This window comes from Brachybacterium nesterenkovii (assembly GCF_900163655.1).
Taxonomy (GTDB): Bacteria; Actinomycetota; Actinomycetes; order Actinomycetales; family Dermabacteraceae; genus Brachybacterium; species Brachybacterium nesterenkovii.
In genome coordinates this window covers 1-24,243 of record NZ_FWFG01000057.1, presented here as the reverse complement: position 1 = coordinate 24,243, position 24,243 = coordinate 1, and the positions used below count along the sequence as shown (strand labels likewise).

Annotated in this window: 24 protein-coding genes, 1 tRNA gene and 2 pseudogenes; 11 read left to right on the top strand and 16 right to left on the bottom strand. The window is 72.7% G+C overall.

All coding sequences use genetic code 11. The annotated features are described in order from the left end of the window. The first annotated feature begins 263 nt into the window (after window positions 1-263). Window positions 264-1,427 (top strand): annotated as a pseudogene (locus tag FM110_RS06455) (IS1249 family transposase). On the opposite strand, the gene FM110_RS14265 reads toward FM110_RS06455, so the two are convergent. The 11 genes from FM110_RS14265 to FM110_RS06405 all read right to left on the bottom strand — a co-directional run bounded on the left by FM110_RS14265 (window position 1,355) and on the right by FM110_RS06405 (window position 9,838). Continuing rightward, entirely contained in the window at window positions 1,355-1,693 is a 339-nt protein-coding gene (locus FM110_RS14265) for a hypothetical protein (RefSeq protein WP_200810186.1), read from the bottom strand. The pseudogene FM110_RS06455 and the gene FM110_RS14265 overlap by 73 nt on opposite strands. A gap of 22 nt (window positions 1,694-1,715) precedes the next feature. After that, window positions 1,716-1,788, bottom strand: a tRNA-Ala gene (locus tag FM110_RS06445). Between the two features lie 121 nt (window positions 1,789-1,909). After that, entirely contained in the window at window positions 1,910-2,791 is an 882-nt protein-coding gene (locus tag FM110_RS06440) for an inositol monophosphatase family protein (RefSeq protein WP_087103748.1), read from the bottom strand. Further along, window positions 2,769-3,830 carry an ABC transporter ATP-binding protein gene (locus FM110_RS06435; RefSeq protein WP_087103746.1) on the bottom strand — a complete coding sequence of 354 codons (1,062 nt, stop codon included), beginning with the start codon at window positions 3,828-3,830 and terminating at the stop codon, window positions 2,769-2,771. Before FM110_RS06435 ends, FM110_RS06440 begins: the two co-directional genes overlap by 23 nt. Next, window positions 3,827-4,687 carry an ABC transporter permease gene (locus FM110_RS06430; RefSeq protein ID WP_087103744.1) on the bottom strand — a complete coding sequence of 287 codons (861 nt, stop codon included), beginning with the start codon at window positions 4,685-4,687 and terminating at the stop codon, window positions 3,827-3,829. The genes FM110_RS06435 and FM110_RS06430 overlap by 4 nt, the downstream gene beginning before the upstream one ends. After that, window positions 4,684-5,496 (bottom strand): molybdate ABC transporter substrate-binding protein, encoded by an 813-nt coding sequence (gene modA, locus FM110_RS06425; protein ID WP_087103742.1) that lies wholly within the window; start codon window positions 5,494-5,496, stop codon window positions 4,684-4,686. Before modA ends, FM110_RS06430 begins: the two co-directional genes overlap by 4 nt. Window positions 5,497-5,505: 9 nt before the next feature. Then, entirely contained in the window at window positions 5,506-6,924 is a 1,419-nt protein-coding gene (locus FM110_RS06420; RefSeq protein ID WP_087103740.1) for a D-arabinono-1,4-lactone oxidase, read from the bottom strand. Between the two features lie 36 nt (window positions 6,925-6,960). After that, the gene (locus tag FM110_RS14820; protein ID WP_327230501.1) at window positions 6,961-7,449 is read right to left on the bottom strand and encodes a type III PLP-dependent enzyme domain-containing protein; all 489 of its coding nucleotides are present in this window, start codon (window positions 7,447-7,449) and stop codon (window positions 6,961-6,963) included. Beyond that, a complete protein-coding gene (locus tag FM110_RS14815; protein WP_327230500.1) occupies window positions 7,450-8,166 on the bottom strand; it encodes an alanine racemase in 717 nt (238 codons plus the stop codon). 31 nt (window positions 8,167-8,197) lie between these two features. Further along, complete coding sequence (locus tag FM110_RS06410; RefSeq protein ID WP_087103739.1) at window positions 8,198-9,049, bottom strand: hypothetical protein; 852 nt, start codon at window positions 9,047-9,049, stop codon at window positions 8,198-8,200. Window positions 9,050-9,226: 177 nt separating this feature from the next. Continuing rightward, window positions 9,227-9,838: a GNAT family N-acetyltransferase gene (locus FM110_RS06405; protein ID WP_087103737.1), complete on the bottom strand. Its 612-nt coding sequence runs from the start codon at window positions 9,836-9,838 to the stop codon at window positions 9,227-9,229. 38 nt (window positions 9,839-9,876) lie between these two features. On the opposite strand from FM110_RS06405, the gene FM110_RS06400 reads away from it, so the two are divergent. From FM110_RS06400 to FM110_RS06380, 5 genes are all read left to right on the top strand, one after another. Beyond that, complete coding sequence (locus tag FM110_RS06400) at window positions 9,877-10,632, top strand: 5-formyltetrahydrofolate cyclo-ligase (protein WP_087103735.1); 756 nt, start codon at window positions 9,877-9,879, stop codon at window positions 10,630-10,632. Between the two features lie 94 nt (window positions 10,633-10,726). Next, the gene (locus FM110_RS06395) at window positions 10,727-11,110 is read left to right on the top strand and encodes an FmdB family zinc ribbon protein (protein WP_087103733.1); all 384 of its coding nucleotides are present in this window, start codon (window positions 10,727-10,729) and stop codon (window positions 11,108-11,110) included. A gap of 195 nt (window positions 11,111-11,305) precedes the next feature. After that, entirely contained in the window at window positions 11,306-11,968 is a 663-nt protein-coding gene (locus tag FM110_RS06390; RefSeq protein ID WP_087103731.1) for an SAF domain-containing protein, read from the top strand. A gap of 55 nt (window positions 11,969-12,023) precedes the next feature. After that, window positions 12,024-12,458 carry a large conductance mechanosensitive channel protein MscL gene (gene mscL, locus FM110_RS06385; protein WP_087103729.1) on the top strand — a complete coding sequence of 145 codons (435 nt, stop codon included), beginning with the start codon at window positions 12,024-12,026 and terminating at the stop codon, window positions 12,456-12,458. Between the two features lie 271 nt (window positions 12,459-12,729). After that, entirely contained in the window at window positions 12,730-13,701 is a 972-nt protein-coding gene (locus FM110_RS06380; protein ID WP_087103727.1) for an HhH-GPD family protein, read from the top strand. 28 nt (window positions 13,702-13,729) lie between these two features. Here the strand turns inward: FM110_RS06380 and FM110_RS06375 are convergent, their stop codons facing one another. The 3 genes from FM110_RS06375 to FM110_RS06365 are packed head-to-tail and all read right to left on the bottom strand — an operon-like array spanning window position 13,730 to window position 17,724. Further along, complete coding sequence (locus FM110_RS06375; RefSeq protein WP_087103725.1) at window positions 13,730-14,248, bottom strand: amino-acid N-acetyltransferase; 519 nt, start codon at window positions 14,246-14,248, stop codon at window positions 13,730-13,732. Continuing rightward, the gene (locus tag FM110_RS06370; RefSeq protein WP_087103723.1) at window positions 14,245-15,042 is read right to left on the bottom strand and encodes a DedA family protein; all 798 of its coding nucleotides are present in this window, start codon (window positions 15,040-15,042) and stop codon (window positions 14,245-14,247) included. The genes FM110_RS06375 and FM110_RS06370 overlap by 4 nt, the downstream gene beginning before the upstream one ends. A 24-nt stretch (window positions 15,043-15,066) precedes the next feature. Further along, entirely contained in the window at window positions 15,067-17,724 is a 2,658-nt protein-coding gene (locus FM110_RS06365; RefSeq protein ID WP_087103721.1) for an ATP-dependent Clp protease ATP-binding subunit, read from the bottom strand. A gap of 149 nt (window positions 17,725-17,873) precedes the next feature. Here FM110_RS06365 and FM110_RS06360 point away from each other — a divergent pair, with 149 nt between their 5' ends. The 5 genes from FM110_RS06360 to FM110_RS06340 are packed head-to-tail and all read left to right on the top strand — an operon-like array spanning window position 17,874 to window position 23,413. Further along, window positions 17,874-19,361, top strand: a complete 1,488-nt coding sequence (locus tag FM110_RS06360) for a malate:quinone oxidoreductase (protein WP_087103720.1) — start codon at window positions 17,874-17,876, stop codon at window positions 19,359-19,361. Continuing rightward, window positions 19,361-20,146 carry a (Fe-S)-binding protein gene (locus FM110_RS06355; RefSeq protein WP_087103718.1) on the top strand — a complete coding sequence of 262 codons (786 nt, stop codon included), beginning with the start codon at window positions 19,361-19,363 and terminating at the stop codon, window positions 20,144-20,146. The genes FM110_RS06360 and FM110_RS06355 overlap by 1 nt, the downstream gene beginning before the upstream one ends. Next, window positions 20,143-21,705: a lactate utilization protein B gene (locus FM110_RS06350; RefSeq protein ID WP_087103716.1), complete on the top strand. Its 1,563-nt coding sequence runs from the start codon at window positions 20,143-20,145 to the stop codon at window positions 21,703-21,705. Before FM110_RS06355 ends, FM110_RS06350 begins: the two co-directional genes overlap by 4 nt. Further along, a complete protein-coding gene (locus FM110_RS06345) occupies window positions 21,702-22,463 on the top strand; it encodes a LutC/YkgG family protein (protein ID WP_234991971.1) in 762 nt (253 codons plus the stop codon). Before FM110_RS06350 ends, FM110_RS06345 begins: the two co-directional genes overlap by 4 nt. Next, entirely contained in the window at window positions 22,463-23,413 is a 951-nt protein-coding gene (locus tag FM110_RS06340; RefSeq protein ID WP_159457996.1) for an aldose 1-epimerase family protein, read from the top strand. Before FM110_RS06345 ends, FM110_RS06340 begins: the two co-directional genes overlap by 1 nt. A gap of 99 nt (window positions 23,414-23,512) precedes the next feature. Here FM110_RS06340 and FM110_RS06335 read toward each other — a convergent pair whose 3' ends face one another. Together FM110_RS06335 and FM110_RS13760 are read right to left on the bottom strand one after the other, a co-directional pair. Further along, window positions 23,513-23,836, bottom strand: coding sequence for a histone-like nucleoid-structuring protein Lsr2 (locus FM110_RS06335; RefSeq protein ID WP_087103713.1), 324 nt, complete (start codon window positions 23,834-23,836; stop codon window positions 23,513-23,515). 289 nt (window positions 23,837-24,125) lie between these two features. Beyond that, window positions 24,126-24,243: pseudogene (locus tag FM110_RS13760) on the bottom strand (IS110 family transposase); the annotation flags it as partial.

Here is a 24,243-nt window from a genome sequence, read left to right as displayed (position 1 = left end):
TCATGATTCTTACCGTTCCTCTCGGTACGGCTTACACAGACCATCTGACACGCCCCGGGTGCCGGCGCCAGCCCTGGCCCACCACGAACACTTACAGGCGATTCACACCACCCGGCTCGACAACCTCACCGACACCTACGCCGAGGCCCGAACAGGCTTGGACCAGCTCAGGGTTATTGGCCAGGATGTGTGTGCAGGCGAGCGTGATTCTGGTGTCTGACCTGGGGTAATCGCGGGTTGGACATGCTCTGGAAGCATGTTCGGTGTCCCTTCCCCGTAATCGGTCTGCGTGTGGTGTATGCGGTCAGGCCCTGGTCAAGAACGGCACCACGAGTTCGGGCCGTACCCGCTGGAGATGCAGGTCATGCGGGTCTTCTCAGGTGCAGTCACGCCCTGACATCACCCGCCGGGCCCAGCTGGAGTGGTTCTTCGCGTGGCTCCTGAAGGGCGAGGACCCCGCCAAGCTCGCCGGCAGCGCTCGTTCCTTCCGCCGACAGACGCAGTGGTGCTGGCGCGTCCCCGTGCCCCCACCGGTCCCGACCGGGCAGATCCATGACGTGGTCATGCTCGATGGCACCTACCTGCAGGACTGGTGCGTGCTGATCGCTTACGACGGTCGCCATGTCCTGGACTGGCAGTGGTGCGATACCGAGAAGAAGATCGCCTGGGCCCAGATCCTCACGCGCTGGCCCGCCCCGCGGATGCTGGTCATGGACGGCGGCAGCGGTCTGCACGCGGCCGCCCGTGAGCACTGGCCCGCTGCCCGGGTCCAGCGCTGCTACTTCCATATCTTCCAGACCGTCCGACGCCACACCACCCTGCAGCCCCGCCTCGATGCCGGACGCCAGGTCCTGGCCCTGACCAGGGCGTTGATGAACGTTCACTCTCTGGATCAGGCCGCGGCATGGATGGGTGAGTACGGCACCTGGGAGGCCCGCTGGGACGAGTTCCTACGCCACCGCACCTAAGCCACCACCGCGACTGCGCGTCCCTCTGGAGTGACCCTGGACCGGGCATGGTGGTACACCCACCGCGAGCTCCGCGCGACGCGGACCCTGTTCCGCGGCCTGATCCGCCACGACAACCTGTTTCCCCACCTTGAACTGCCCGGCCCCGGCCAGGCCCCGTGGCCGCGGACGACGTCGCCGTTGGAAGGCGGACCCAACAACATGGTCAAGCACCTCTTACGGCAACACCGGGGAATGCCCGCGCACCACGCCCGGACCGCGGTCGACTGGCTGCTCGACTCGATGACAGCGAACCCACGCAATCCCTGGACGCTTGCCCTCCCTGAGCACTGGAACCCACCGCGAACCCGACCGCAGGTCACACCCGAGCCCGACCCCGGGCCCGCCTACGGGACCAGCTTCTCCTGGGAAGACGGCAACGGCCTCCAACACGGCTGGGCCGGCAGATCCCACCGATGACACGCCCACCCCATACACACAATCTGGCCTATAACCCCCAGCTCACCGAACTCCTGGTCGACCTCAACGAGCTCTACAACAAGTGCGAACCAGCGGAACGACGCATCCTCAACCGCGCCCTGTTCGCCCGCATCACCATCGACGACGAAGAGAACGCCACCTACACCCCCGAGCAGACCACCGCCAACGTCCTCGCACACACCAGCATCGATGCCCCGGCCCACGTCACCGCAGAAACAAAACTGCCCCGCCATCAGGCGGGGCAAGTTTCGATTTTCTCATCTTACGTGGAGCTAAGGGGATTCGAACCCCTGACCTCTTCATTGCGAACGAAGCGCTCTACCAACTGAGCTATAGCCCCGCGCCGCGGACTCGCCGCGGCAACCCGGCCACGATAGCACCGCCCAGGGCCGGGCCAGAAACCGGGAGCGGGCATCTGGCGCAGATCACATCCGCGCCTCGCGGGTGCCTGCCCGGGGTGCTCAGGCCCGTGCCTCCCGACGGTGCTGGATCCCCTCGAAGACCTCGTCGAGAACGGCGATCCGCTCTGCCCCCGTGCAGGCGACGTAGGCGGGGCGCTCATGGTCGGGCGCCTCGGCCGGTCCGGTCCCCGGCCAGGTGCGGATGGACCCGCCCGCCTGGCGCACCAGCAGGAAACCGGCGGCGATGTCCCAGGAGTGGATACTCGGCAGGGCCGTCGCATCGGCCCAGCCCGACGCGACCCACGCCAGCTCGATCGCGGCGCTGCCGAGCGACCGCACCGAGCCGAGCTCGTCCGTCAGGCGCAACAGGTCGGCGAGCGCACCCTCCTGGTCCTCCCCCAGGGCCCGCACCCCCGGGTAGTTCGTGAGGACGAGCGCGTCGCGGGCCGCCTTCGTCGCGCGGGGCGCGAGCGCCTCGCCGTTCAGGCGCGCCCCGGCGGGCCCGGCGGTGAAGACCTGGCCCAGCACGGGCAGGTCGATCACGCCCGCGACGAGCTCCTCGCCGATCGCCGCGCCGATCGAGACGCAGAACAGGGGCATGCCGGCCGCGAAGTTCGAGGTCCCGTCGATGGGGTCGACGAAGAAGGTGACCTGCTGCGCAACATCGGAGGTCTGCCCCTCGCGCTCGCCGCCCTCCTCGCCGACGATCCGGCATCCGGGCACCTGCTCGCGCAGGGAGGAGACGATGATCTCCTCGCAGGCGCGGTCGTGGATGGTGACGATGTCGTGGGCGCTCGTCTTGTCCTCGCGACCGATCCGCGAGCGGTCGAGGCCCCGGATGTACTCGGCCGCGGCCCGGGCCGCGACGCGCGCGGCCTCCAGCAGGGCGGCGGGATCGAACGTGCTCGGCTGCTGATCGTCAGGACGGTGTGCGCTGGTCATGGCCATGGCCTCCAGCGTAGATCGGGGTGCTCGCCGGGTCGAGGCGCACCGTGATCCGCTCCCCCGCGGCCGGCAGCGCGCCCAGAGCATCCGAGGCGCCCAGCAGCACGGCCAGGCCGCTGCCGCGCACCACCACGCCGGCGCCGAGGCGGCCCACGCTCTCGACCTCCACCTGCACCTCGCCGGCGCCCAGCGGCCCGGCGGCCCCGGGCCCGACCAGGCGCGCCCGCGCAGGGTCGATGAGCGCGCACGCCTCCGCACCCTCGCGCAGATCGCCCTCGACGACGCCGGGCACGCGCAGGTCCCCGGCGACCACGCAGTCGCCCTCGAGGCGGCCTGCGACGAGGGACTTCCCCACGAGGTGCGCGGCGAACGCGGTCGGGGGCCGTGACAGGATCTGGGCGCGGGGGCCGATCGCTGCGAGGCGTCCGCTCTCGAGGACGGCGACGTCATCGGCGAGCGCGAGGACGTCGAGGAGGTCGTGGGTGACGAGCAGCGCGGTGCGCTCGGCTAGGGCCTCGGACAGGACCGTCCGCAACCGGCTCGCGGCATCCGCGTCGAGCGCCGCGAAGGGCTCGTCGAGGAGCATGAGCGCGGGGTCGGTCGCCAGGGCGCGGGCGATCGCCACGCGCTGGGCCTGCCCGCCGGACAGCGCCCGGGGCTTCCGTTCGGCCAGGTGCGCGAGGTCCAGGCGCTCGAGGATCTCCGTCGCCCGCGCATCGGCCTCGCGGCGTGCGGTGCCGGTGGCGCGCAGCCCGAAGGCGACGTTGGCGCGGACGCTCATGTGGTCGAAGAGCCCGGGGCGCTGCTGGAGGAAGCCGACGCGGCGGCGATGCACCGGGAGGGCGAGCAGCTCGCGCTCGTCGACGGCGATGGAGCCCCGCGCCCCGACGACCCCGCCGATCGCGCCCAGCAGCGTGGACTTGCCCGCCCCGTTGGGGCCGATGACCGCGGTGGTCCGCCCTGGCGCCGGGCGCAGACGCAGGTGCACATCGCGGCGCGGCACGGCGATGTCGATGTCGAGGACGGCGCCGCTCATCGCTCCCCCCGGCCGCCATCGGCTCCGCCGGGCCGTCGGGCGTAGGCGAAGAGCACGACGCCGAGCGCCACGACGATCAGCAGCAGCGAGAGCACCGCGGCCGAGCCGACATCGGACTCGCGCGCCAGGTAGATCAGCAGCGGCAGGGTGCGCGTGCTGCCCTCGAGGGAGCCGGCGACGGTGAGGGTGGCGCCGAACTCGCCCAGCGACCGGGCGAAGGCGAGGATCGTCCCGGTCAGCAGGGCCGGGGCCAGGCGCGGCAGGGTGATGCGCGCCAGGACGGTCGCGGGGCTCGCCCCGAGGGTCGCGGCGACGCGCTCGGCATCGGTGCCGAGGGCGGTCAGCGCGCCCTCGAGGGTCAGCACGGTGAAGGGCAGGGAGACGAACACCTGCGCGAGGACCACGGCGGCAGGGGTGAAGACGACCTGGATGCCGGCCTGCTCCAGCAGCGGCCCGAGGATGCCGCGCCGCCCCACCGTCATGAGCAGCGCGAGGCCGCTGACGACGGGCGGCAGGACCAGCGGCACCAGGATCACGGCGCGCAGCAGGGAGCGGCCCGGGAAGCCGGTGCGGGTCAAGACGAGGGCCAGGGGTAGTCCCAGCGCCAGGCAGATCATCGCGGAGATGCCGGCCGTCAGCAGCGACAGCCGCAGCGCGGTGAGCGAGGCCTGCTCCGTCAGCAGCGCACCGGCCTGGCTCCAGGGGACGGCAAGGAGGATCGCCGCGAGCGGCAGCAGCACGGCGCATGCCGCCAGGGCCGCGAGCGCCAGGATCGGGACGGGCTGCGGCACGCCGACGCCCGAGCGCGCCGTGTGCGGCGGGCCCGGGTGTCCGCGGGGTGCGGCGGGAGCGGTCACGCGGCGCCGAAGCCTGCGTCCTGCAGGTCCTTCTGCGCGGGCGCAGAGACCATGAAGGAGACGTACTCCTGGGCGAGATCAGCGTTCTTCGAGTCCTTGACCACCGCGATCGGGTAGGTGGACCTGAACTCCTCGGCCTCGGGGATCACGACGGCCTCGGCCTTGCCGCCGGAGCGCAACACATCGGTGGTGTAGACCAGGCCCGCATCGGCGTTGCCGGAGGTGACCTTGCCCAGCACGTCGGTCACGGAGTTCTCCTCCGAGACCGGCTTCACCGTCACGCCGGCCTTCTCGTAGACCTTGTCGGTGACGGTGCCGCAGGGGACCTCGGAGGCGCACTCGACGACCTTCAGGTCGGTGTTCGACAGATCGCTCAGGGCGTCGATCTGCTTCGGGTTGCCCGGCTGCACGGCGATGGTCAGCTCGTTGGTGGCGAACGGCGTGGGCTCGCCGCTGATGAGCTGCTGCTCGACGGCCTTGTCCATGTTCTTCGTGTCCGCGGTCGCGAGCACGTCCGCGGGGGCGCCCTGGGAGATCTGGGTGACGAGGTCGTTGGAGCCGCCGTTGGTCATGACGATCTTCACCCCCGGGTGCGCCTTCTCGAACTCGGCGTTGATGTCCTCGTACACGTCGGTGAGCGAGGCGGCGGCGAAGACCGTCAGCGTCGTCTCCTGGCCGCCGGCGTCCGAGCCGCCGCCCGATGCCGAAGACGTCCCGCCGGAGGCCCCTCCGCCGCAGGCCGCGAGCGAGGCGGCCAGGGCGAGCGAGCTGGTGGCGGCGAGCGCGGTGCGACGCGGATCCGTGGTCATTCCTCCACCCTAGACCGGGGTCGCGCCCGCCCGGGCCGGTCCCAGCAGATCGCGCAGATACGGGGTGAGGAACAGGCCGTCGGGGTCGGCCTGGTCGCGGACGGCGCGGGCGTCGTCGAAGCGCGGGTACAGCGGCCGCAGCTGCGCGGCTGTGAGGCCGTGCTGCTTTCCCCAGTGCGGGCGGGCCGCGAAGGGCGCGAGCACCTCCTGGAACAGCCGCAGGTACGAGGCCGGGTCCTCGGCGCGGTAGCGGTGGGCGGCGATGTAGACGGTGTCGCGCCCGTAGGCGGTCGACAGCCACACGTCGTCGGCTCCGATGCGGCGGATCTCCAACGGGAACGTGACGCGCACGCGATCGGCGGCCAGGCGGCGGCGCAGGGCGTCGAAGGCCTCCGCGAAGCGCTCGGCGGGGATGGCCCATTCGGACTCGTGGAAGCGGACGCGCCGCGGGGCGACGTACACGCGCGGGGCGTCGTCGGTCACGGCGGGTCCGGTGAAGCCCCTCGAGGCGATCTCGGCGACGGGCCCGGACAGCGCGGGGACCGCGGCGGCGGCCCGGCACAGCGCCCCGAAGGCGCCGTTGCCGAGCACCTCGGTCTGCCGCAGCTCGAGCGGGCGCGGCACGCGCACGACGGGCGCGTCGGCTCCCACGCGGGTGCTCGTGCGGACCGTCGCGCGCGCCGTCCCCGGGAACCAGAAGAACTCCTGATGGTCGTGCTGTGCGCTCGTGCGGACGAAGCCCGCGGCGACGTCGTCTATCGGCTCGGTGGTCTCGACCATCGCGAGCCGGTAGGCGGGGACCGTCTGCAGCGTGACCTCGCAGATCACGCCGAAGGCCCCGAGCCCCAGCCGCGCGGCCTGGAACAGGTCCGCGTCCCGCTCGGCGTCGACGTCCAGCACGCTGCCGTCGGCCAGGGCGATGCGCAGTCCGCGCACGGTCCCCGCGAACCCGGTGAAGGCGCGCCCGGTGCCGTGGGTCCCGGTCTGAATGGCCCCGGCGATCGACTGGTGGTCGATGTCGCCCATCGTCTCGAGCATGAGGACGTGCGCGGCCAGCAACGGCGCGATGGCGTGCAGGCGGGTGCCGCCGCGCAGGGTCACCAGCCCGCTCGCGGGATCGACGCGGACCAGGCCCTGATAGCGGTCCAGCGACAGGAGCGTGCAGCCGGTGGCGACGAGCGGCGAGAAGGAGTGCCCGCCGCCGATCACCCGCATCCCCTGCCCGCGGCGCCGTGCGAGTGCGAGGGCGCGGACGATCTCCTCCTCGCTCGTGGGCGCCGCCAGGTGCTCGTGGCCGAAGGCGACCGATCCGCTCCAGTTGGTCGCCCCCACCTGCCCGGCAGGGCTCTCGGGCGCCGAGGGCGCCAGAGCGCGCAGGCGCCGAGCGGCGGCGGTGAGGTGAGGGGCGAGACGGGAGCCGACGGGCATGGCGGGCTCCTGGTGGCTGGGCACTCAGCGGACGACTCAGAGGAAGAAGCGGCCCTCGCCGCGGTAGGTGGGCGCCTCGTCCACCACGCGGTCGCCGGCGACGAGACGGTAGACGGGGGCGTGCTCGGCGCTCTCCCCGGCCTTGGCCGGGCGCAGCCACACGGTGGAGCCGACGCGCAGCGCATCGGCGGCGGGCCCGAGCACGGGCGTCTGGACCTCGCCGGCGGCCTCCTGCGGCGCGTAGGCGAGCCCGGCGGGATGCGCGATCACGGGCAGACGGTCGCGCCCGGGGACGCCGGAGGCGATCCACCCGCCGCCCAGCAGCGCCGCGACGCCGGGGCCCGGGCGGCGCACGACGGGAAAGCCCAGCCACAGGGCGGGCTGCGGGGAGAAGGCCCGGTAGCCGTCGAAGAGCGCGGGGCCGATCAGGCCCGACCCCGCCGCGATCTCCGTGACCGCCTCCTCGCCGGCGCTGCGCTCGACCGAGCCGGTGCCGCCGGCGTTGACCAGCTCGAGCTCCGCCACCTAGCGGACGGCCGCGACGACCGCGGCCCGCCGCTCGGCCAGCTCCCGCGCGGACAGCGCCTGCATCGTGCGGACCGCGAGCCCGTACGGGCCGCGGGCCCCGTCGCCGACACCGGCGATCTGCCCCTCGTAGGCCATGAGGCCGATGAGGCGCAGGGCGGGGCGGCGCGCGATCTCGCGGGCGAGGGCGACGGCGGCGGGGGCGTCGGCGACCGGGGACCGCAGGGCGCCGAAGCGCAGGCGGCGCAGCGGCGCATAGGCGGCGTCGAGCTCGAGCACGGTGCGGATCGACGCACCGCGGGGCAGAGCCGCGCGCACGGCGTCCTCGACGAGGTCGAGCTGGGCGGTCTCGTCGACCATGATCGCGATCTGCTCGCGGGCCCGCTCGTCGCGGGCCAGACGCGCCAGGGCGTCGCGGTCGACGGTGGGGTAGGCGACGAGGATGTCGTCGATCCCGCCCTCGCACAGCCACAGGGCCTCGGCGAGGGTGTAGGCCAGGACGCCGCGGAAGCCGGGACGGGCGAGGGCGCGCTCGAGGAGCGCGCGGACCCGCAGGGACTTCGAGGCGACGCGGACGGGCACGCCGGACGCGCGGCGGAAGAGGTCGTCCGCGTTGGCGTCGAAGGCGTCGAGGTCGCAGACGGCGACCGGACGCTCCGCGATGCGCGCCGAGGCGAGCGCCGCCTCGTAGCGGGCGACGCGCTCGCCGGTGGTCATGGTCTCGGTGCCCGGTGGACGGCCGGGGGCGTCAGGCCCCGCGGCGACGGGCGAGGATCTCGTCGAGCCCGAGATCGGCGGCGACGGGCAGGGACTCGACGCGCTCGCGCGCGGCCTCCTGCTCCTCGACGCCCTCGTTCTCGAGGGGGACGCTCGTGCCCAGCACGCTCGCGCGGTGGGCCGCGTGGCGGGTGTCGAGATCGTCCACATCGCCGCGCAGGGAGTAGGCGGGGCGCGGGACGGGGCGCGGGGTCCACTCCCCCGGGCGCGGAGCGGGTGCGGGGGCCGCCGACGGCGCCTCGGACTCGCACTGCTCGGCCTCGGTCGCGCCGGCCGACGCGGCGGAGCCCCCGGCGGAGCGCGCCCCGGCGAGGGCGCGGCGACGGGCGGAGACCTCCTGGCGGAGGCGCTCGCGGCGCGAGAGCTCGGCCCGGCGCAGCAGGGCGACGTACCCGGCGAGGATCGCGACCGGCACCAGCGGCACGTACCAGGCGACGGCGCCGATGACGGCCAGGACGACGGCCAGGGCGGTCAGCGCGACGAGGCCGGCGAGCAGGACGGCGCGGACGCGGCGCCCGGGCCCGGCCGGAGCCGCGGTCTCGACGTCGATGCGCGCGGGCTCCTCGAAGCGCGGGCGCCGGGTCGGGTCGACGGGGCGCGTCAGCAGACGGTTCTCGGGCATGGCGGCGTGCACCTCGGGGTCTCGACGGCGGTGGTGGGCCGCGTCCGTGAGGTCACGGGCGGCCCGGGAGTCGCGGGACAGATCGACCGCGCGGGCATGGCCCATGAGGTCGCGGCGCTCGGCGATGCGCGGCACGGCGTACAGCAGCCACACGAGAAGCAGCAGTGCGAACAGCACGGCGCCGAGGTTGATCGTCTCCACGCGACCATTCTAATGACACCGATGTGATTCCCCTGGTCGCGACGCGCCCGCGGGAGCGGATCAGCGGGTGATCCCCGCCGCCCCGGGGAGCGCCGGGCCGGCACCTGCACCTGCTCAGGCCTCGGTCTGGCCGCGTCATGCCTCGGTCTTGCAGGGTCTGGCCGCGTTCTGGCCGAATCAGCCCTCGGTCTCGGCCCGCAGGCGCGCGAGCACGCCCGCCCCTCTCGCGTCGCCGCGGACCTCCTCCGCGGTGAGCGCGAAGCTGCGGTGATCGCGCCACGCGCCGTCGACGTGGATCAGGCCGCGCCGGAGCCCCTCATCGCGCAGGTGCAGCTTCTCGACCACGCGCAGGCTCGCGGCGTTCTCGGGGCGCACGTCGATCTGGACGCGGTGCAGGCCGAGCTCGGCGAAGCAGTGGTCGATCACGAGGGCGACGGCGCGCGGGGCGAGGCCCCTTCCCGCGTGCGAGCGGGAAACCCAGTAGCCGAGGGTCGCCGTCGACGCGGAGCCGTACTGGATGGGCCCCGCGGTGACCTGTCCGATGAGGCGCTCATCGACCGTGATCGCGAACGGGAGCATCATGCCTCGCCGCGCCGCGTCCTCCATCCAGCGGCGCATCGCCGGGAACGACGGGCGGCGTCGGCGCGGGTCCGGGTCCGAGGCGTCCCAGGGGCTCAGCCAGTCGGCGTCCACCGCGCGCAGGCGCTCGAAGGCGCGCCGGTCCGAGCGTCGCAGCGGACGCAGCTCGAGCTCGCGGTCGCGCAGGACCACCGGCCAGGTGGCAGACATGGGGTGCATGGTAGTCGCGCCCGTGCCAGCATGACCGCATGGACGACGCGACGACGCCCCCGCCCTCCCCCGACGCCGCAGCCGCGCCCCGTGATCCCGCTCCGGGGCCCGTGGATGTCGATCCCGCGAGCACCGATTCTGCGGGCACCGATCCCGTGAGCACCGATCCCGTGAGCGCCAAGAAGGAGCTGCGGCGACGGATCCGTGCCGCGCGCTCCGCAGCGCTCGCCGGCACCGAGGACCGCGGCGCAGACGGCCTGCGCGACGCCGCAGCGCCGCTCCTCCCGCGTCTGCGGGAGATCGCGCGCGAGGCTGGCTCGGTGACCATCAGCGCGTTCTGGCCCTCCCCGTCCGAGCCGGATGTGCTGGCCGTGGTCGCGCTCGTCCGCGAGATGGTCGAGACCGAGGGCGCGGCGCTGCACGTGCTGTTCCCCGCGGCCTCCGGTGGCGAGATGCTCGACTGGATCGACGGCGACGAGCGCGAGGGCGCCGAGCCCTCCACCGGACGAGGCTTCGGAGACGAGCCGCGCGGCGAGCGCGCAGGCGCCGATGCACTGTCGCGCGCGGACCTGGTCCTCGCCCCGGCGCTGGCCGTGGACCGCGACGGCACTCGCCTGGGCCACGGGGGCGGCTACTACGACCGGGCGCTCCCCCACCGCCGACCCGGAACCCCCGTCGTCGCCGTCGTGCACCCCGTCGAGCTGCTCGAGCCCGGCGCCCTGGTGCGGGAGGCGCACGACGAGCCCGTCGACGGCGTGCTCACCGCCGACGGACTGCTCCTGCTCGAGGCCTGATCGCACGCCCCGCGGCGGTATGCTCTTCCCCGGTGTCCGAGCCCGCCCCGTCCCTCGACGGGCGCTCCGCCACCCGCGACCCGGAGGATCATCCATGCCCACGTACGTCTATGCCTGCAAGAGCTGCGGCCACGGCTTCGAGCAGCACCAGAGCTTCTCCGACGACGCCCTGACCACCTGCCCCGCCTGCGGCCAGGAGACCCTGCGCAAGGTGTTCAACTCGGTGGGGATCGTGTTCAAGGGCTCCGGCTTCTACAAGACCGACTCCCGCTCCGGCACCGGCGCGACCGCATCGGGCACGACGGCCTCCGAGCCCGCCGCCGCGACGCCGCAGACGGGCGGCACGAGCGAGGGCGCAGCCCCTGCGACCGCTGCGGGATCGACGCCGACATCGACGGGCGCGTCCAGCGGCTCGGCGGGCACCTCGTCGAGCAGCTCGGCCTCCTCGAGCACGTCCGCGGGCCCGAGCGCCGCCTGACCATCGCCGACACGTCACCGCGGTGACGGCGTCTTCTCAGCGACGGAGTCATCTGGTGACGGCGTCATCTCGGTGACAGCGCCATTGCGGCGACGGCGAGGACGCGCTCCTCGCGTTTCCTCCACCGTCGGCGTCTCTCCACATCCGGAGGCTCGCTGCTCGCGATCACCGCCGTCGGTGCCTAGCGTCGCGCTCATGCACCGTCGCCCCGCCCCTGCCCGTTCCGCCCGCCCCGGCCTGGCCGGGATCCGCCGCGCGCTCCGCCGCCGTCGTCGGGCGCTGGCGATGCTCGCCCTGCTCCTCGCCGCCATGGCGCTCCTCCCCTCCCTCGCCCCGGCCGAGGCCCGCACCGCGCCCGTCGTCGTCGCCGCCCGCGACCTGCCGACGGGCCACGAGCTCGTCGAGGGGGATCTGCGGATGGTGGATGTTCCCGCCGTGCTGCTCCCTGTCCGGGCCCTCGCCTCGGACGAGGAGGCCGTGGGCCGCCGTCTCGCGGCGCCGCTGCCCGAGGGCAGTGCCCTGACCTCTACGCAGCTCCGCGACGGAGCCGTCGCCCTGAGCGCCGATCAGGCCCTCCTGGCGATCCCGGTCGACACCGCACTCGTGCGACACCTCACACCGGGATCGCGCATCGACCTGGTCGTGCCGGGCACCGATGCCGCGACGCCGCGGACGATCGGGGCGACCGCGGTCGAGATCGACGAAACCGCAGGAGAGAGAGCATTTCCGGAGACATCGGGCGCGGGCGCGGGCGGGAGCGCGAGCACCGTGATCGTCGTGGCGGTGGAGCGGGAGGACGCTCCGGCTATCGCCCACGCCACACGGGAGGGATGGGTCGTCGCCGTGCCCGTCGGCTAGGTTGAAGAGAGCCTCCACGAGGCATCCGCACCTACCTTTCCCCCAGGAGGAACCCATGAAGGGCTTCAAGGACTTCATCATGAAGGGCAACGTCCTCGACCTCGCGGTCGGCGTCGTCATCGGCGGCGCGTTCACCGCGCTGATCAAGGCCGTCGTCGACAACCTGATCCAGCCCGTCGTCGCCGTCGCCGGCGGCACGAACGTGAAGGGCTTCGCCTTCGAGCTCGTCAAGGGCAACGAGGCCACCACCATGGACTTCGGCGCCCTGATCTCCGCGATCATCGCCTTCCTCATCACCGCGCTCGTCGTGTACTTCGTCTTCGTGCTCCCGGTGAACAAGGCCCGCGCGCTCGACCGCCGTCGCCGCGGCATCACCGATGACGACGAGGAGGAGGCGGCCCCCGAGGATGTCGTCCTGCTCGGCGAGATCCGCGACCTGCTCGCCAAGCGCGAGGGCGTGGTCATCGATCGCGATCAGAACACCCTCTGATCCAGTACGCACGCTGAGCGGCCCCGAGCGGGCCTCGCCGATGCACCCCGACGGGGGCGAAGCCACCAGGCTCCGCCCCCGTTCTGCATGGTCGATGCACGTGGTCGACGATGCGGTGCGCGGTCGATGATGCTGTGCGTGGTCGTTGATCCCGCCGGGCCGGCCGCCGCGCGCTGCATGATCCGCCGCGACGGTACCCTCGACGTCCGTGACCCCTCCCCCTCGCCCATCGCCCGCGCGCACCACGGCACAGCACGCGACGGCGCCGCGCATGGCAGCCCAGAGCACGACGGCGCAGAGCACGACGGCACAGCGCACGACGACCGAGCGCGCGACGACCGAGCGCGCGACGAGCCAGCGCGATGCGGCGCTCTCGGGCGAAGCGATCGACGCCGTGCTCGCCTGGTACGAGGAGAACGCGCGGGACCTCCCCTGGCGCCAGGCCGGCATATCCCCCTGGGGCGTGCTGGTCTCGGAGATCATGCTCCAGCAGACCCCGGTGGTCCGGGTGCTCCCGCGCTGGATCGCGTGGATGGAGCGCTGGCCTGCCCCCGCGGATCTCGCCGACGCCGCCCCCGCCGACGTCCTGCGCGCCTGGGACCGTCTGGGCTACCCGCGCCGGGCGCTGCGCCTGCAGGAGTGCGCGCGCAGCATCCGGGATCTCCACGACGGGAAGGTGCCCTCCGATCCGGTGGCGCTGCGGGCTCTCCCGGGCATCGGCGAGTACACGGCCGCGGCGATCGGGGCCTTCGCCTTCGGTCGGCGGACCGTCGTGGCCGACACCAATATCCGTCGCGTCATCGTGCGGGCCCTCACCGGGGCGCGCTTCCCCGCCGCGTCGTACACGTCGGCCGAGCGCTCGCTCGTCGCGTCGTGCGTCCCGGAGCCCACCGCGCGCAGCGTGCGCTGGAACCAGGCGGTGATGGAGCTCGGGGCGCTCGTCTGCACGGCGCGGAGCCCGCGCTGCGAACAGTGCCCGCTCGCCCGGCACGGATGCCGCTTCCTCGCGCTCGGTCGCCCCGAGCATGCAGGCCGTCCGCGGAAGGTCCAGGCGTTCGAGGGAACCGACCGCCAGATGCGCGGGAGGATCATGGCCCGTCTGCGCACGGGCGGCCCGGCGCCCCGCGACGAGCTGCTGCTCCTCGACCCCGCGGATGCGCCGCGCGTGGAGCGCTGTCTCGTCTCCCTGGTGGCCGACGGCCTCGCGGTCGTCCGCGACGACGGGAGCGTCGACCTGCCCTGATGCCGTCGCGCGGGGATCGGGAGGGCGCTCAGCCCGCAGAAGGCTCCAGCTGCAGGATCATGCGCGTGTTGCCCAGGGTGTTGGGCTTGACCCGCGCGAGGTCCAGGAACTCGGCCACACCCGTGTCCGGGGACCGCAGCAGCTCCATATAGAGCTCCGGGTCGATGCCGTCGGGAGCCATCTCGGTGAAGCCGTGACGCTCGAAGAAACGGGTCTCGAAGGTCAGGCAGAACACGCGGGACAGTCCCAGGGCGCGAGCGCGGTCGAGCAGCGTCACGAGCAGGCGGTGCCCGAGCCCCGTGCCGCGCTGATCCTGCCGGGTCGCGAGCGTGCGGACCTCCGCGAGGTCCTCCCACATCACATGCAGCGCGCCGCAGCCCACCAGCTCGCCGGTCTCCTCATCGATCGCGACGATGAACTCCTGGATCGCCTCGAAGTAGGCGACGAGGTCCTTGCCCAGCAGGATCTGCTCGTGGGCGAGCGGCTGCACGAGGGCGTCGATCGCCCGCACATCGGCGGGGAGGGCGGGACGGATCGAGATGGTCATGCGACGGGGCTCGTCTCCTGCTCGGGATCGTGATCGGTGTCGGGGGCGCGGTGCGTGCCGGATGCGGGCGCGGGATAGGGAGCGCGCGCCACGTCCGGGACCGTGTCCTGGATCGTGGCGGCGCGAGAGCCCGCGGTCTCAGCCCCGGCCGTCTCGCGGGCATCCGCACGCGCCGCCTCGCGGGCATCAGCCCGACGGTCCAGCCGGGCGTGGACCGCGTTGACGACGCGCTCGACCACGAGGGACAGCACGACCGCGACGACGAGGGCCACGCCCACGCCCAGCAGGTGATTGTGCTCGAACCACTGCCCGGCGAGCGCGCCGATCCCCACGGAGTAGACGGCCCACGTGCCCGTCGACAGCAGGTCGCGGTGCAGGAACTTGCGGTGCGGGTAGCGCACCGCACCGGACACGAGGTTCACGGCCGTGCGCCCGAAGGGGATGTAGCGGGCGGTCATGAGGAACAGCAGCGCGCGGCGCCGCAGGCCCCGGTCCGCGGCGAGCACGGCCCGATGCCCCTTGCCCTCCCGGAAGTACCGGAAGCGCTGCCAGCCGACGCGGCGGCCGATCAGGTAGGCGAGGTTGTCGCCCGCGCACGCCCCCGCCCAGCCGGCGAGGATGAGCAGCACGACGTTCGGGTGCCCGGAGGAGGACCAGAGCGACCCCAGCGAGACCAGGACGGACTCGCTGGGGACGGTCGGGAAGAAACCGTCGAGGCACGAGAGGACGAGCACGACGAGGTGGACCCACCAGTCATCGGAGATGCTGGTGATCCAGTCGGCGAGGCCCTGCACCTCTCCTGCCTCCGCGGCCCGGGATCAGGCCTGGTCGGTGCCGGTGCGCGGGGGCTCCCCCGCGTCCGCGGCGCCGCCGACCTGGTCCCCGGGGGCGGGCGAGGCCTCGGGCGTCACGCGCTCGGGGCCCTCGGAGTCCTCCTGGGCGTCCGGGTGCGCGAGCTCCTCGGTGCGGGCCCGGGTGATCGACTCGACGTCGACCTCGTCGGAGATCGGCTGCGTCGAGCCGTCCTCGCCCCTGCGGCTGAAGACGAACTCGCCGAGGATCCCCTCGCCACGGGCGTCGACGATGATGTCGTCCCCGCCGTGGACCTGGCCGAAGAGGATCTTCTCGCTGAGGGCGTCCTCGATGTCGCGCTGGATGGTGCGACGCAGCGGGCGCGCGCCGAGCACCGGATCGTAGCCCTTCTCGGCGAGCAGGGCCTTCGCGGCCGGCGTGAGCTCGAGCGTCATGCTCTGCTCCGCCAGGCGCTTGTCGAGCTTGCCCACCATGAGGTCGACGATCTGGACGATCTCGGCCTGGCTGAGCTGCGGGAACACCACCACGTCGTCGACGCGGTTGAGGAACTCGGGCCGGAAGTGCTGCTTGAGCTCCTCGTGGACCTTGGCCTTCATGCGCTCGTAGTCGGTGGCGAGATCGCCGCCGGCCTGGAAGCCCACCTGCACGCCCTTGGCGATGTCGCGGGTGCCCAGGTTGGTGGTCATGATGATGACCGTGTTCTTGAAGTCCACGACGCGGCCCTGCGAGTCGGTCAGGCGGCCGTCCTCGAGGATCTGCAGGAGCGAGTTGAAGATGTCGACGTGGGCCTTCTCGACCTCGTCGAACAGCACGACGGAGAACGGCTTGCGGCGCACCTTCTCGGTGAGCTGGCCGCCCTCGTCGTAGCCGACGTACCCGGGGGGCGAGCCGAACAGGCGCGAGGCGGTGTGCTTCTCCCCGAACTCCGACATGTCCAGCTGGATCAGGGCCTCCTCGTCGCCGAAGAGGAACTCCGCCAGGGCCTTGGCGAGCTCGGTCTTGCCGACGCCCGTGGGGCCGGCGAAGATGAACGACCCGCCGGGGCGCTTGGGGTCCTTGAGGCCGGCGCGGGTGCGGCGGATGGCCTGGGACAGCGCCTTGATGGCCTCGTCCTGGCCGATGACGCGCTTGTGGAGCTCGTCCTCCATGTGGAGCAGCCGCGAGGACTCCTCCTCGGTGAGCTTGACGATCGGGATGCCCGTCGAGGCCGCAAGGACCTCGGCGATGGTCTCCTCGGAGACGATCGTGACGGCGTCGGAATCACCCTCGCGCCACGCCTTCTCCTTGGCGTCGCGCTCCTCGGTCAGGGTCTTCTCGCGGTCGCGGAGGGAGGCGGCCTTCTCGAAGTCCTGGCCGTCGATGGCCGACTCCTTCTCCTTGCGGACCTCCTCGATGCGGGCGCTGAACTCCTTGAGCTCCGGCGGCGCGGTGAGGCGGCGGATGCGCAGGCGCGCGCCCGCCTCGTCGATGAGGTCGATCGCCTTGTCCGGGAGGAAGCGGTCGTTGACGTAGCGGTCGGCGAGGTTCGCGGCGGCCACCAGGGCGCCGTCGGTGATCGTGACCTTGTGGTGGGCCTCATAGGCGTCCCGCAGGCCCTTGAGGATCTCGACGGTCAGGGCGATCGAGGGCTCGTCGACCTGGATCGGCTGGAAGCGGCGCTCGAGCGCGGCGTCCTTCTCGATGTGCTTGCGGTACTCCTCGAGCGTGGTCGCGCCGATGGTCTGCAGCTCGCCGCGGGCGAGCATCGGCTTGAGGATGCTCGCGGCGTCGATCGCGCCCTCGGCGGCGCCCGCCCCGACGAGGGTGTGGATCTCGTCGATGAACAGGATGATGTCGCCGCGCGTCCTGATCTCCTTGAGCACCTTCTTCAGGCGCTCCTCGAAGTCGCCGCGGTAGCGCGAGCCCGCCACGAGGGAGCCGAGGTCCAGCGTGTACAGCTGCTTGTCCTTGAGCGTCTCGGGGACGTCGCCCGCGACGATCGACTGCGCGAGGCCCTCGACGACGGCGCTCTTGCCGACGCCGGGCTCGCCGATGAGGACCGGGTTGTTCTTGGTGCGGCGGCTGAGCACCTGCATCACGCGCTCGGCCTCCTTCTCGCGGCCGATCACGGGATCGAGCTGGCCCTCGCGCGCCGCCTGGGTGAGGTTGCGACCGAACTGGTCGAGGACGAGCGAGCCCGCGGGCTGGCCCTCGGCGGGGCCGCCGGCCGTCGCCGGCTCCTTGCCCTGGTAGCCGGAGAGGCGCTCGATGACCTCCTGGCGCACCGCGCTCGGCTCGGCGTTCAGACGGGTCAGGACCTTGACGGCCGTGCCCTCGCCCTCGCGCAGCAGGCCCAGCAGGATGTGCTCGGTGCCGATGTAGTTGTGGCCCAGCTGCAGCGCCTCGCGCAGGGACAGCTCGAGCACCTTCTTCGCACGCGGCGTGAAGGGGATGTGGCCGGTGGGGGCCTGGTTGCCCTCGCCGATGATGTCGCGCACCTGCTCGCGGGCGGCCTCGAGGGTCACGCCGAGCGCCTCGAGCGCCTTGGCGCCGACGCCCTCGGCCTCGTGGATCAGGCCCAGCAGGATGTGCTCGGTGCCGATGTAGTTGTGGTTCAGCAGGCGGGCCTCGTCCTGAGCGAGGACGACGACGCGGCGGGCGCGGTCGGTGAAGCGTTCGAACATGTCTCTCCCGAGCTGGCGTTGGTGGATGCGTCGAGACTACGCGGGCCCTCCGACGGTTCGGGACCCTGTTCGCCGCGGGCAGAGCCCCGGGCGGGCTAGGCTCCTCGGGTACGCGATCTCCCGGAAGCGTTCGGAGGAACAGGAGAGCCATGCCTGACCAGACGGTGGACGTCACCCGCGCGGATGCGGTGCTCATCGGAGGGGGCATCGCGAGCGCGACCCTCGCGGCGCTGCTGAGCGAGCTCGAGCCGGGCTGGCGCATCGAGGTGATCGAGAAGCTCGACGCGGTGGGCCAGGAGTCCTCCGACGGCTGGAACAACGCCGGCACCGGGCACAGCGCCCTGTGCGAGCTCAACTACACGCCCCAGGACGTCGACGGCTCGGTGAGCCCCGCCAAGGCGATCTCCATCAACGAGCAGTTCCAGGTCTCCCGCCAGCTGTGGGCCCACCTGGTCGAGCAGGGGTCCCTCGGGGACCCGGCGGGCTTCATCCACGCCGTCCCGCACATGAGCTTCGTGCAGGGCACCGACAATGCGGACTACCTGCGGCGCCGCCACGAGGCCCTGGTCGCCAACCCCCTGTTCGAGCGCATGGAGTTCACGACCTCCCATGAGCAGCTGGCCGCCTGGGCCCCGCTCGTGGCCGACGAGCGCCCCGTCACCGAGTCGATCGCGGCGACGCGCTCGACCGACGGCACCGACGTCGACTTCGGCGAGCTCACCCGGCGCCTGCTCGCCCACGCCGAGGGCGTCGGCACGACGGTGAGCTGCGGGCAGCGGGTCGTGTCCCTGCGCCGTCTCGGCGAGCAGTGGGGCGTCATGGCCGAGGACGTGCGCACCGGCGCGCGCCGCGCCGTCCGGGCCCCGTTCGTGTTCGTCGGCGCGGGCGGCGCCTCGCTGCCCCTGCTGCAGTCCTCCGGCATCGACGAGATCCGCGGCTTCGGCGGCTTCCCGATCTCCGGGCAGTGGCTGCGCTGCACGAACGAGGAGGTCATCGCCCGTCACGACGCGAAGGTGTACGGCAAGGCGAGCGTCGGCGCTCCCCCGATGAGCGTGCCGCACCTGGACACGCGCTTCATCGGCGGGCGCCGGTCCCTCATGTTCGGCCCCTATGCCGGCTGGTCGCCGAAGTTCCTCAAGACCGGCAGCTGGCTGGACCTGCCCGCGTCCGTGCGCCCGGGCAACCTCGCCCAGATGCTCGCGGTCGCACCGCCGAACCTCGACCTCATGGCCTACCTGGTCTCCGAGCTCGCCGCCACGCCGGCCAAGCGCTTCGCCTCGCTGCTGGAGTACATGCCCTCGGCCCGCGAGGAGGACTGGGAGCTGGTGACCGCCGGCCAGCGCGTGCAGGTGATCGCCCCGGACCCGAAGAAGGTGGGCGTGCTGCAGTTCGGCACCCAGCTCATCACCGCGGCCGACGGGTCGATCGGCGGCATGCTCGGCGCCTCCCCCGGCGCCTCCACGGCCACCGAGATCATGCTGGGCATGCTCGAGCGCGTGTTCGGCTCCCGCATGGACGCCTGGCGCCCGCGGATCGCCGCGATGATCCCCTCCTACGGGACGCGCCTGTCCGAGGATCCGGACACCGCACGCGCGAGCCTCGACCGCACCGCCGGCATCCTGGGGCTGGTCCGCTGATGCGCATCTCGCTCATGACCACCTGCCTGGTCGACGTCATGGCGCCGGACGTCGCCGCCTCCACCGTCCGCCTGCTCGAGCGCCTGGGCCACGAGGTCGTCTACGACCCCCGCCAGACCTGCTGCGGCCAGATGCACACGAACACCGGCTACTACCGCGAGGCCGCGCCCGTGGTGCGCAGCTTCGTGGACACCTTCGAGCCGCAGCTCGATCGGATCGACGCGATCGTCATGCCCTCGGGGTCCTGCGCCGGCTGCGTGCGCGAGCAGCACGCGCTCGTCGCCCGCCACGAGGACGATGCCGAGCTCGAGGAGCGGGCGGGCCACGTCGCCGCCAAGACCTACGAGCTCTCCGAGCTGCTCGTGGACGTGCTGAAGGTGACCGATGTGGGCGCGTACTTCCCCCACACCGTCACCTACCACCCCACGTGCCATTCGATGCGCTTCCTCAAGGTGGGGCCGCGTCCGCTCAAGCTGCTGCGCGCGGTCGAGGGCATCGAGGTCGTGAACCTGCCGTCCTCGGACACGTGCTGCGGCTTCGGCGGCACCTTCAGCGTGAAGAACGACGCGACGAGCGACGCGATGGTCACGGACAAGGCCGCCAACGTGGTCGCCTCGGGCGCCGACTACGTGGTCGCGGGCGATGCCTCCTGCCTGATGAACATCGGCGGGAAGCTCTCGCGGACGGGGGCGCGACCGCGTCCGATCCATCTCGCGCAGATCCTGGCCTCGACGAAGGAGGAGCCGTTCGTGCCGTCCGACGTGATGATGGGGAGGGCCTCATGAGCACCGCCCGTCCCGTCGACCTGGGGATGCCGTCGGTCCGGCCCCAGCACGCCTCCCCGTCCTCGCGCCTGCGCGGTGCCGAGGGCTTCCCCGCCGCCGCCCGCCGCGAGACGCAGGATGCGACCCTGCGCGCGAACCTCGCGCATGCCACCGGCACGATCCGCGCCAAGCGCGCCGGCGCGGTCCGCGAGGTTCGCGACTGGCAGAAGCTGCGCGATGCCGGCAGCGCGATCAAGTGGCAGGTGACCGATCACCTGCCCGAGATGCTCGAGCGGCTCGAGGCCTCCGTGCAGGCGGCCGGCGGCACGGTCCACTGGGCGCGCGACGCCGAGGAGGCCGGGGACATCGTCACCTCGCTGGTCCTCGAGCGCGGCGCCGAGCAGGTGCTGAAGATCAAGTCGATGGCCACCCAGGAGATCGGCCTGGACGAGACGCTCGCGCATGCGGGCGTGCGGGCGATCGAGTCGGATCTGGCCGAGCTGATCGTGCAGCTGGCCGGGGACACGCCCAGCCACATCCTGGTGCCCGCGATCCACCGCAACCGCGCGGAGATCCGCGAGATCTTCCTGGCGGCGATGCCGGACCTCTCTCCCGACATCACGGATGATCCCGCCGAGCTCGCGGGCGCCGCCCGGCGCTTCCTGCGCGAGCAGTTCCTCGACCTCACCGGAGGCGTCGCGATCTCGGGCGGCAACTTCGCCGTCGCCGAGACCGGGACCGTCGTGATCGTCGAGTCCGAGGGCAACGGGCGCATGTGCCTGACGCTGCCGAAGACCCTGATCTCGGTGGTCGGGATCGAGAAGATCGTGCCCACGTTCCAGGACCTCGAGGTGTTCCTGCAGCTCCTGCCGCGCTCCTCGACCGGCGAGCGGATGAACCCGTACACCTCGCTGTTCACGGGCGTCCACGAGGGCGACGGCCCCGAGGAGTTCCACCTCGTGCTGCTGGACAACGGGCGCACCGCGGTGCTGGAGGATCCGGAGGGCCGCAGCGCGCTGCACTGCATCCGCTGCTCGGCCTGCCTGAACGTGTGCCCGGTGTACGAGCGCGCGGGCGGCCACGCCTACGGCTCGACGTACCCGGGGCCGATCGGCGCGATCCTCTCGCCGCAGATGACCGGCATGCACGGGCCCGACGACCCCAATGCGACGCTCCCCTACGCCTCGAGCCTGTGCGGAGCGTGCTACGACGTGTGCCCGGTCAAGATCGACATCCCGAGCATCCTCGTGCACCTGCGCGCCAAGGGTGTCGACGAGCGCCGCGAGACGCGCGGGCAGTTCCACGGGACGTGGGACGTGGCGATGCAGGGCATGAGCCGTCTGATGTCCTCGCCCCGGCTCTACGACACGGCCGTCCGCTCGGCGGGACTGGCCGGGCGCGTCAAGCGCTCGGGCAACATCGGGCGCCTGCCCTCGGCGCTGCCGGTGATCCCCGGCTGGACCGATCACCGGGACCTGCCGACCCCGCACCAGTCCTTCCGCTCGTGGTGGAAGGACCGGGAGAAGGGCGAGGCCCGGGGGCAGGAGCAGGGCGAGCACGACGAGGAGGGCACGGCATGAGCGGGCACGGCAGCAGTGCCGCGGGGCGCGCCTGGCATCACGACGAGCGGCCCGTCCGCACCCCCGGCATGAGCGCGAAGGAGGAGATCCTCGCGCGCGCCCGCGCCGCCCTGGCCGTCCCTCGGCGGGACGCCATCACCGAGGAGGCCGACGTCCCGCGCGCGTACATGCGCGCCGACGACCGCAGCGAGACCGCCACCGATCCGGCGAAGGTCCGCGACATGCTCGTGCGCCGCATCGAGGACTACGAGGCCGCCGTGACCCGCACCGAGCGCGCGCAGCTGCCCGCGGCGATCGCCGCGGCGCTCGCGGAGGCCGCGAGCCTCGTCGTCCCGCCCGAGCTGCCGGGGGAATGGACTGCGGGAATCGAGCAGCGGATCGTCCGCGACGACGGCGCTCTGGGGCCGCGCGAGCTCGACGGGATCGACGCCGTCCTGACCGGCTGCCACACCGCGATCGCCGCGACCGGCACGATCGTGCTGCGCGCCGACGGGCTCGGCGGGCGCCGCGTCCTGAGCCTCGTCCCCGACCTGCACGTCGTGGTCGTCGAGGCCGAGCAGGTGGCGCTCGGGGTCCCGCGCGCGATTGAGCGGATGGCCGCCGATCCGACGGCCGCCTGGACCATGATCTCGGGCCCCAGCGCCACGAGCGACATCGAGCTCGAGCGCGTCGAGGGCGTGCACGGGCCCCGACGCCTGCACGTGATCCTCGTCGAGGACCCCCCACCCGCCGACACCACCGCCAGCACGGAGGCATGATGACCAGCACGCAGGACTCCCCCGCCCTCCCGGGCTCCGGCCCGCGCGGCCGCATCCACGAGCTGCGCGCAGGCGGCTACGCGGCGCGCGTCTGCGAGGTGGGGGCCGCGCTCGACGGCCTCGAGCTCGACGGTCGGCACCTGCTGCTGTCGAGCCCTCTCGACGGGCCGATGCTGTTCTTCCGCGGCGCGATCGTGGCGCCGTGGCCCAACCGGATCGGCGACGGCCGCTACACCTGGGACGGCGTCGAGCACCAGACCGCCCTGACCGAGCCCGAGCGCGGCAACGCCCTCCACGGCCTCGTCTCGTTCCAGCGCTTCACGGCCGTCGGCACCCCCGCCGAGGACGCGGTCACGCTGCGCACCGAGCTGTTCCCGCTCACCGGCTACCCGTTCCACCTCGTCATCGACGTGGCCTACGCGCTCGACGCGGAGACGGGGCTGACCACGACGGTGACGGCGCACAACGTCGGCATCGCGGACGCCCCCTACGGCGTCTGCCCCCACCCCTACCTCGTCGCGGGCCCCGAGCCCCTGGACGAGTGGACCCTCGACCTCGAGGCGCGCACTGTGCTCGACGTGACGGCGGACCGTCTGCTGCCGACGGGGACCTCGGCGATCACCGAGGGCTCGCTGCTGGACTTCGCGGGCGGCTGCCGCATCGGGCAGGCCGGGCTCGACCACGCGGTGACCGACCTCGCCCGCGTCGACGGCATCGCCCGCGTGAGCGTCACGGCCCCGTCGGGCACGGGCGCGGAGATCTCCTTCGACGAGCGCTGCCCCTGGCTGCAGGTCCACACGGGCGACCGCCCCGAGCCCGAGCACGACCGCCAGGGCCTGGCCGTCGAGCCGATGACCTGCCCGCCCGACGCCTTCCGCACCGGCACGGATGTGGTGCGCCTGACCCCGGGCGCGAGCCACGAGGCCGCCTGGACGATCCGCGGGTTCTGAGAGCGGACCCGTCCCTCCGCAACGCCACGAGCCCTCCGCACCGAAATGGTGCGGAGGGCTCGTGCGGTGTCGGTGCGGAGGCGCGGACGCCTCCCGGCGTCAGTGCGCCGCCTGGTAGGCCTTGCGGATCTCGCCGGAGATGCGGCCGCGGTCGGAGACCTGGTAGCCGTTCTCGCGGGCCCAGGCGCGGATGCGGGCCGTCTCCTCCGAGGAGGACGAGGCCGAGGCCGAGCGGGAGGTGCGGCGACCGGAGACGCGACGGGCGGTGGAGATCCAGGTGCCCAGCTCGTCGCGGAGCTTCTGCGCGTTCTCGGAGTTCAGGTCGATCTCGTAGCCGACGCCGTCGAGGGAGAAGGTCACCGTCTCAGCGGCCTTCGAGCCGTCGATATCGTCGATCAGCTCGATGAACGTCTTGCGTGCCATGGATGAATCACTCCTGGATCGTGGATGCGGTAACTCGCGGGGAATGCACCGCGCAGGGAATGCGCGGATGCGGGATTCCCGGATGCACCGGAACGATAGCACGCGGGAATCATCGCCGCTCGCAGATCACAGAATGCGGGGAAAAGCGGCTCTTCGGAATCAAGGGTGTAGGTGAGGTCTGAACCCTCCGGCTTCGAGCAGCGACCTGGCGATGTAGTGGGTGAGGTTGCGGAAGCCGAGGGCGGAGCCGCGGAGGTGTTCGAGTCGCCCGTTGAATCTCCTATGTCTGTCAAGCGCCGGTGAGCTCATTCTGAGCGGCGGTGTTGAGGCGGCGGTAGATGTCGCGGGCGAGGTAGCGCTTGAGGCAGCGACGGATCTCCCGGAGGGTGCGCCCTTCGGCGGTACGG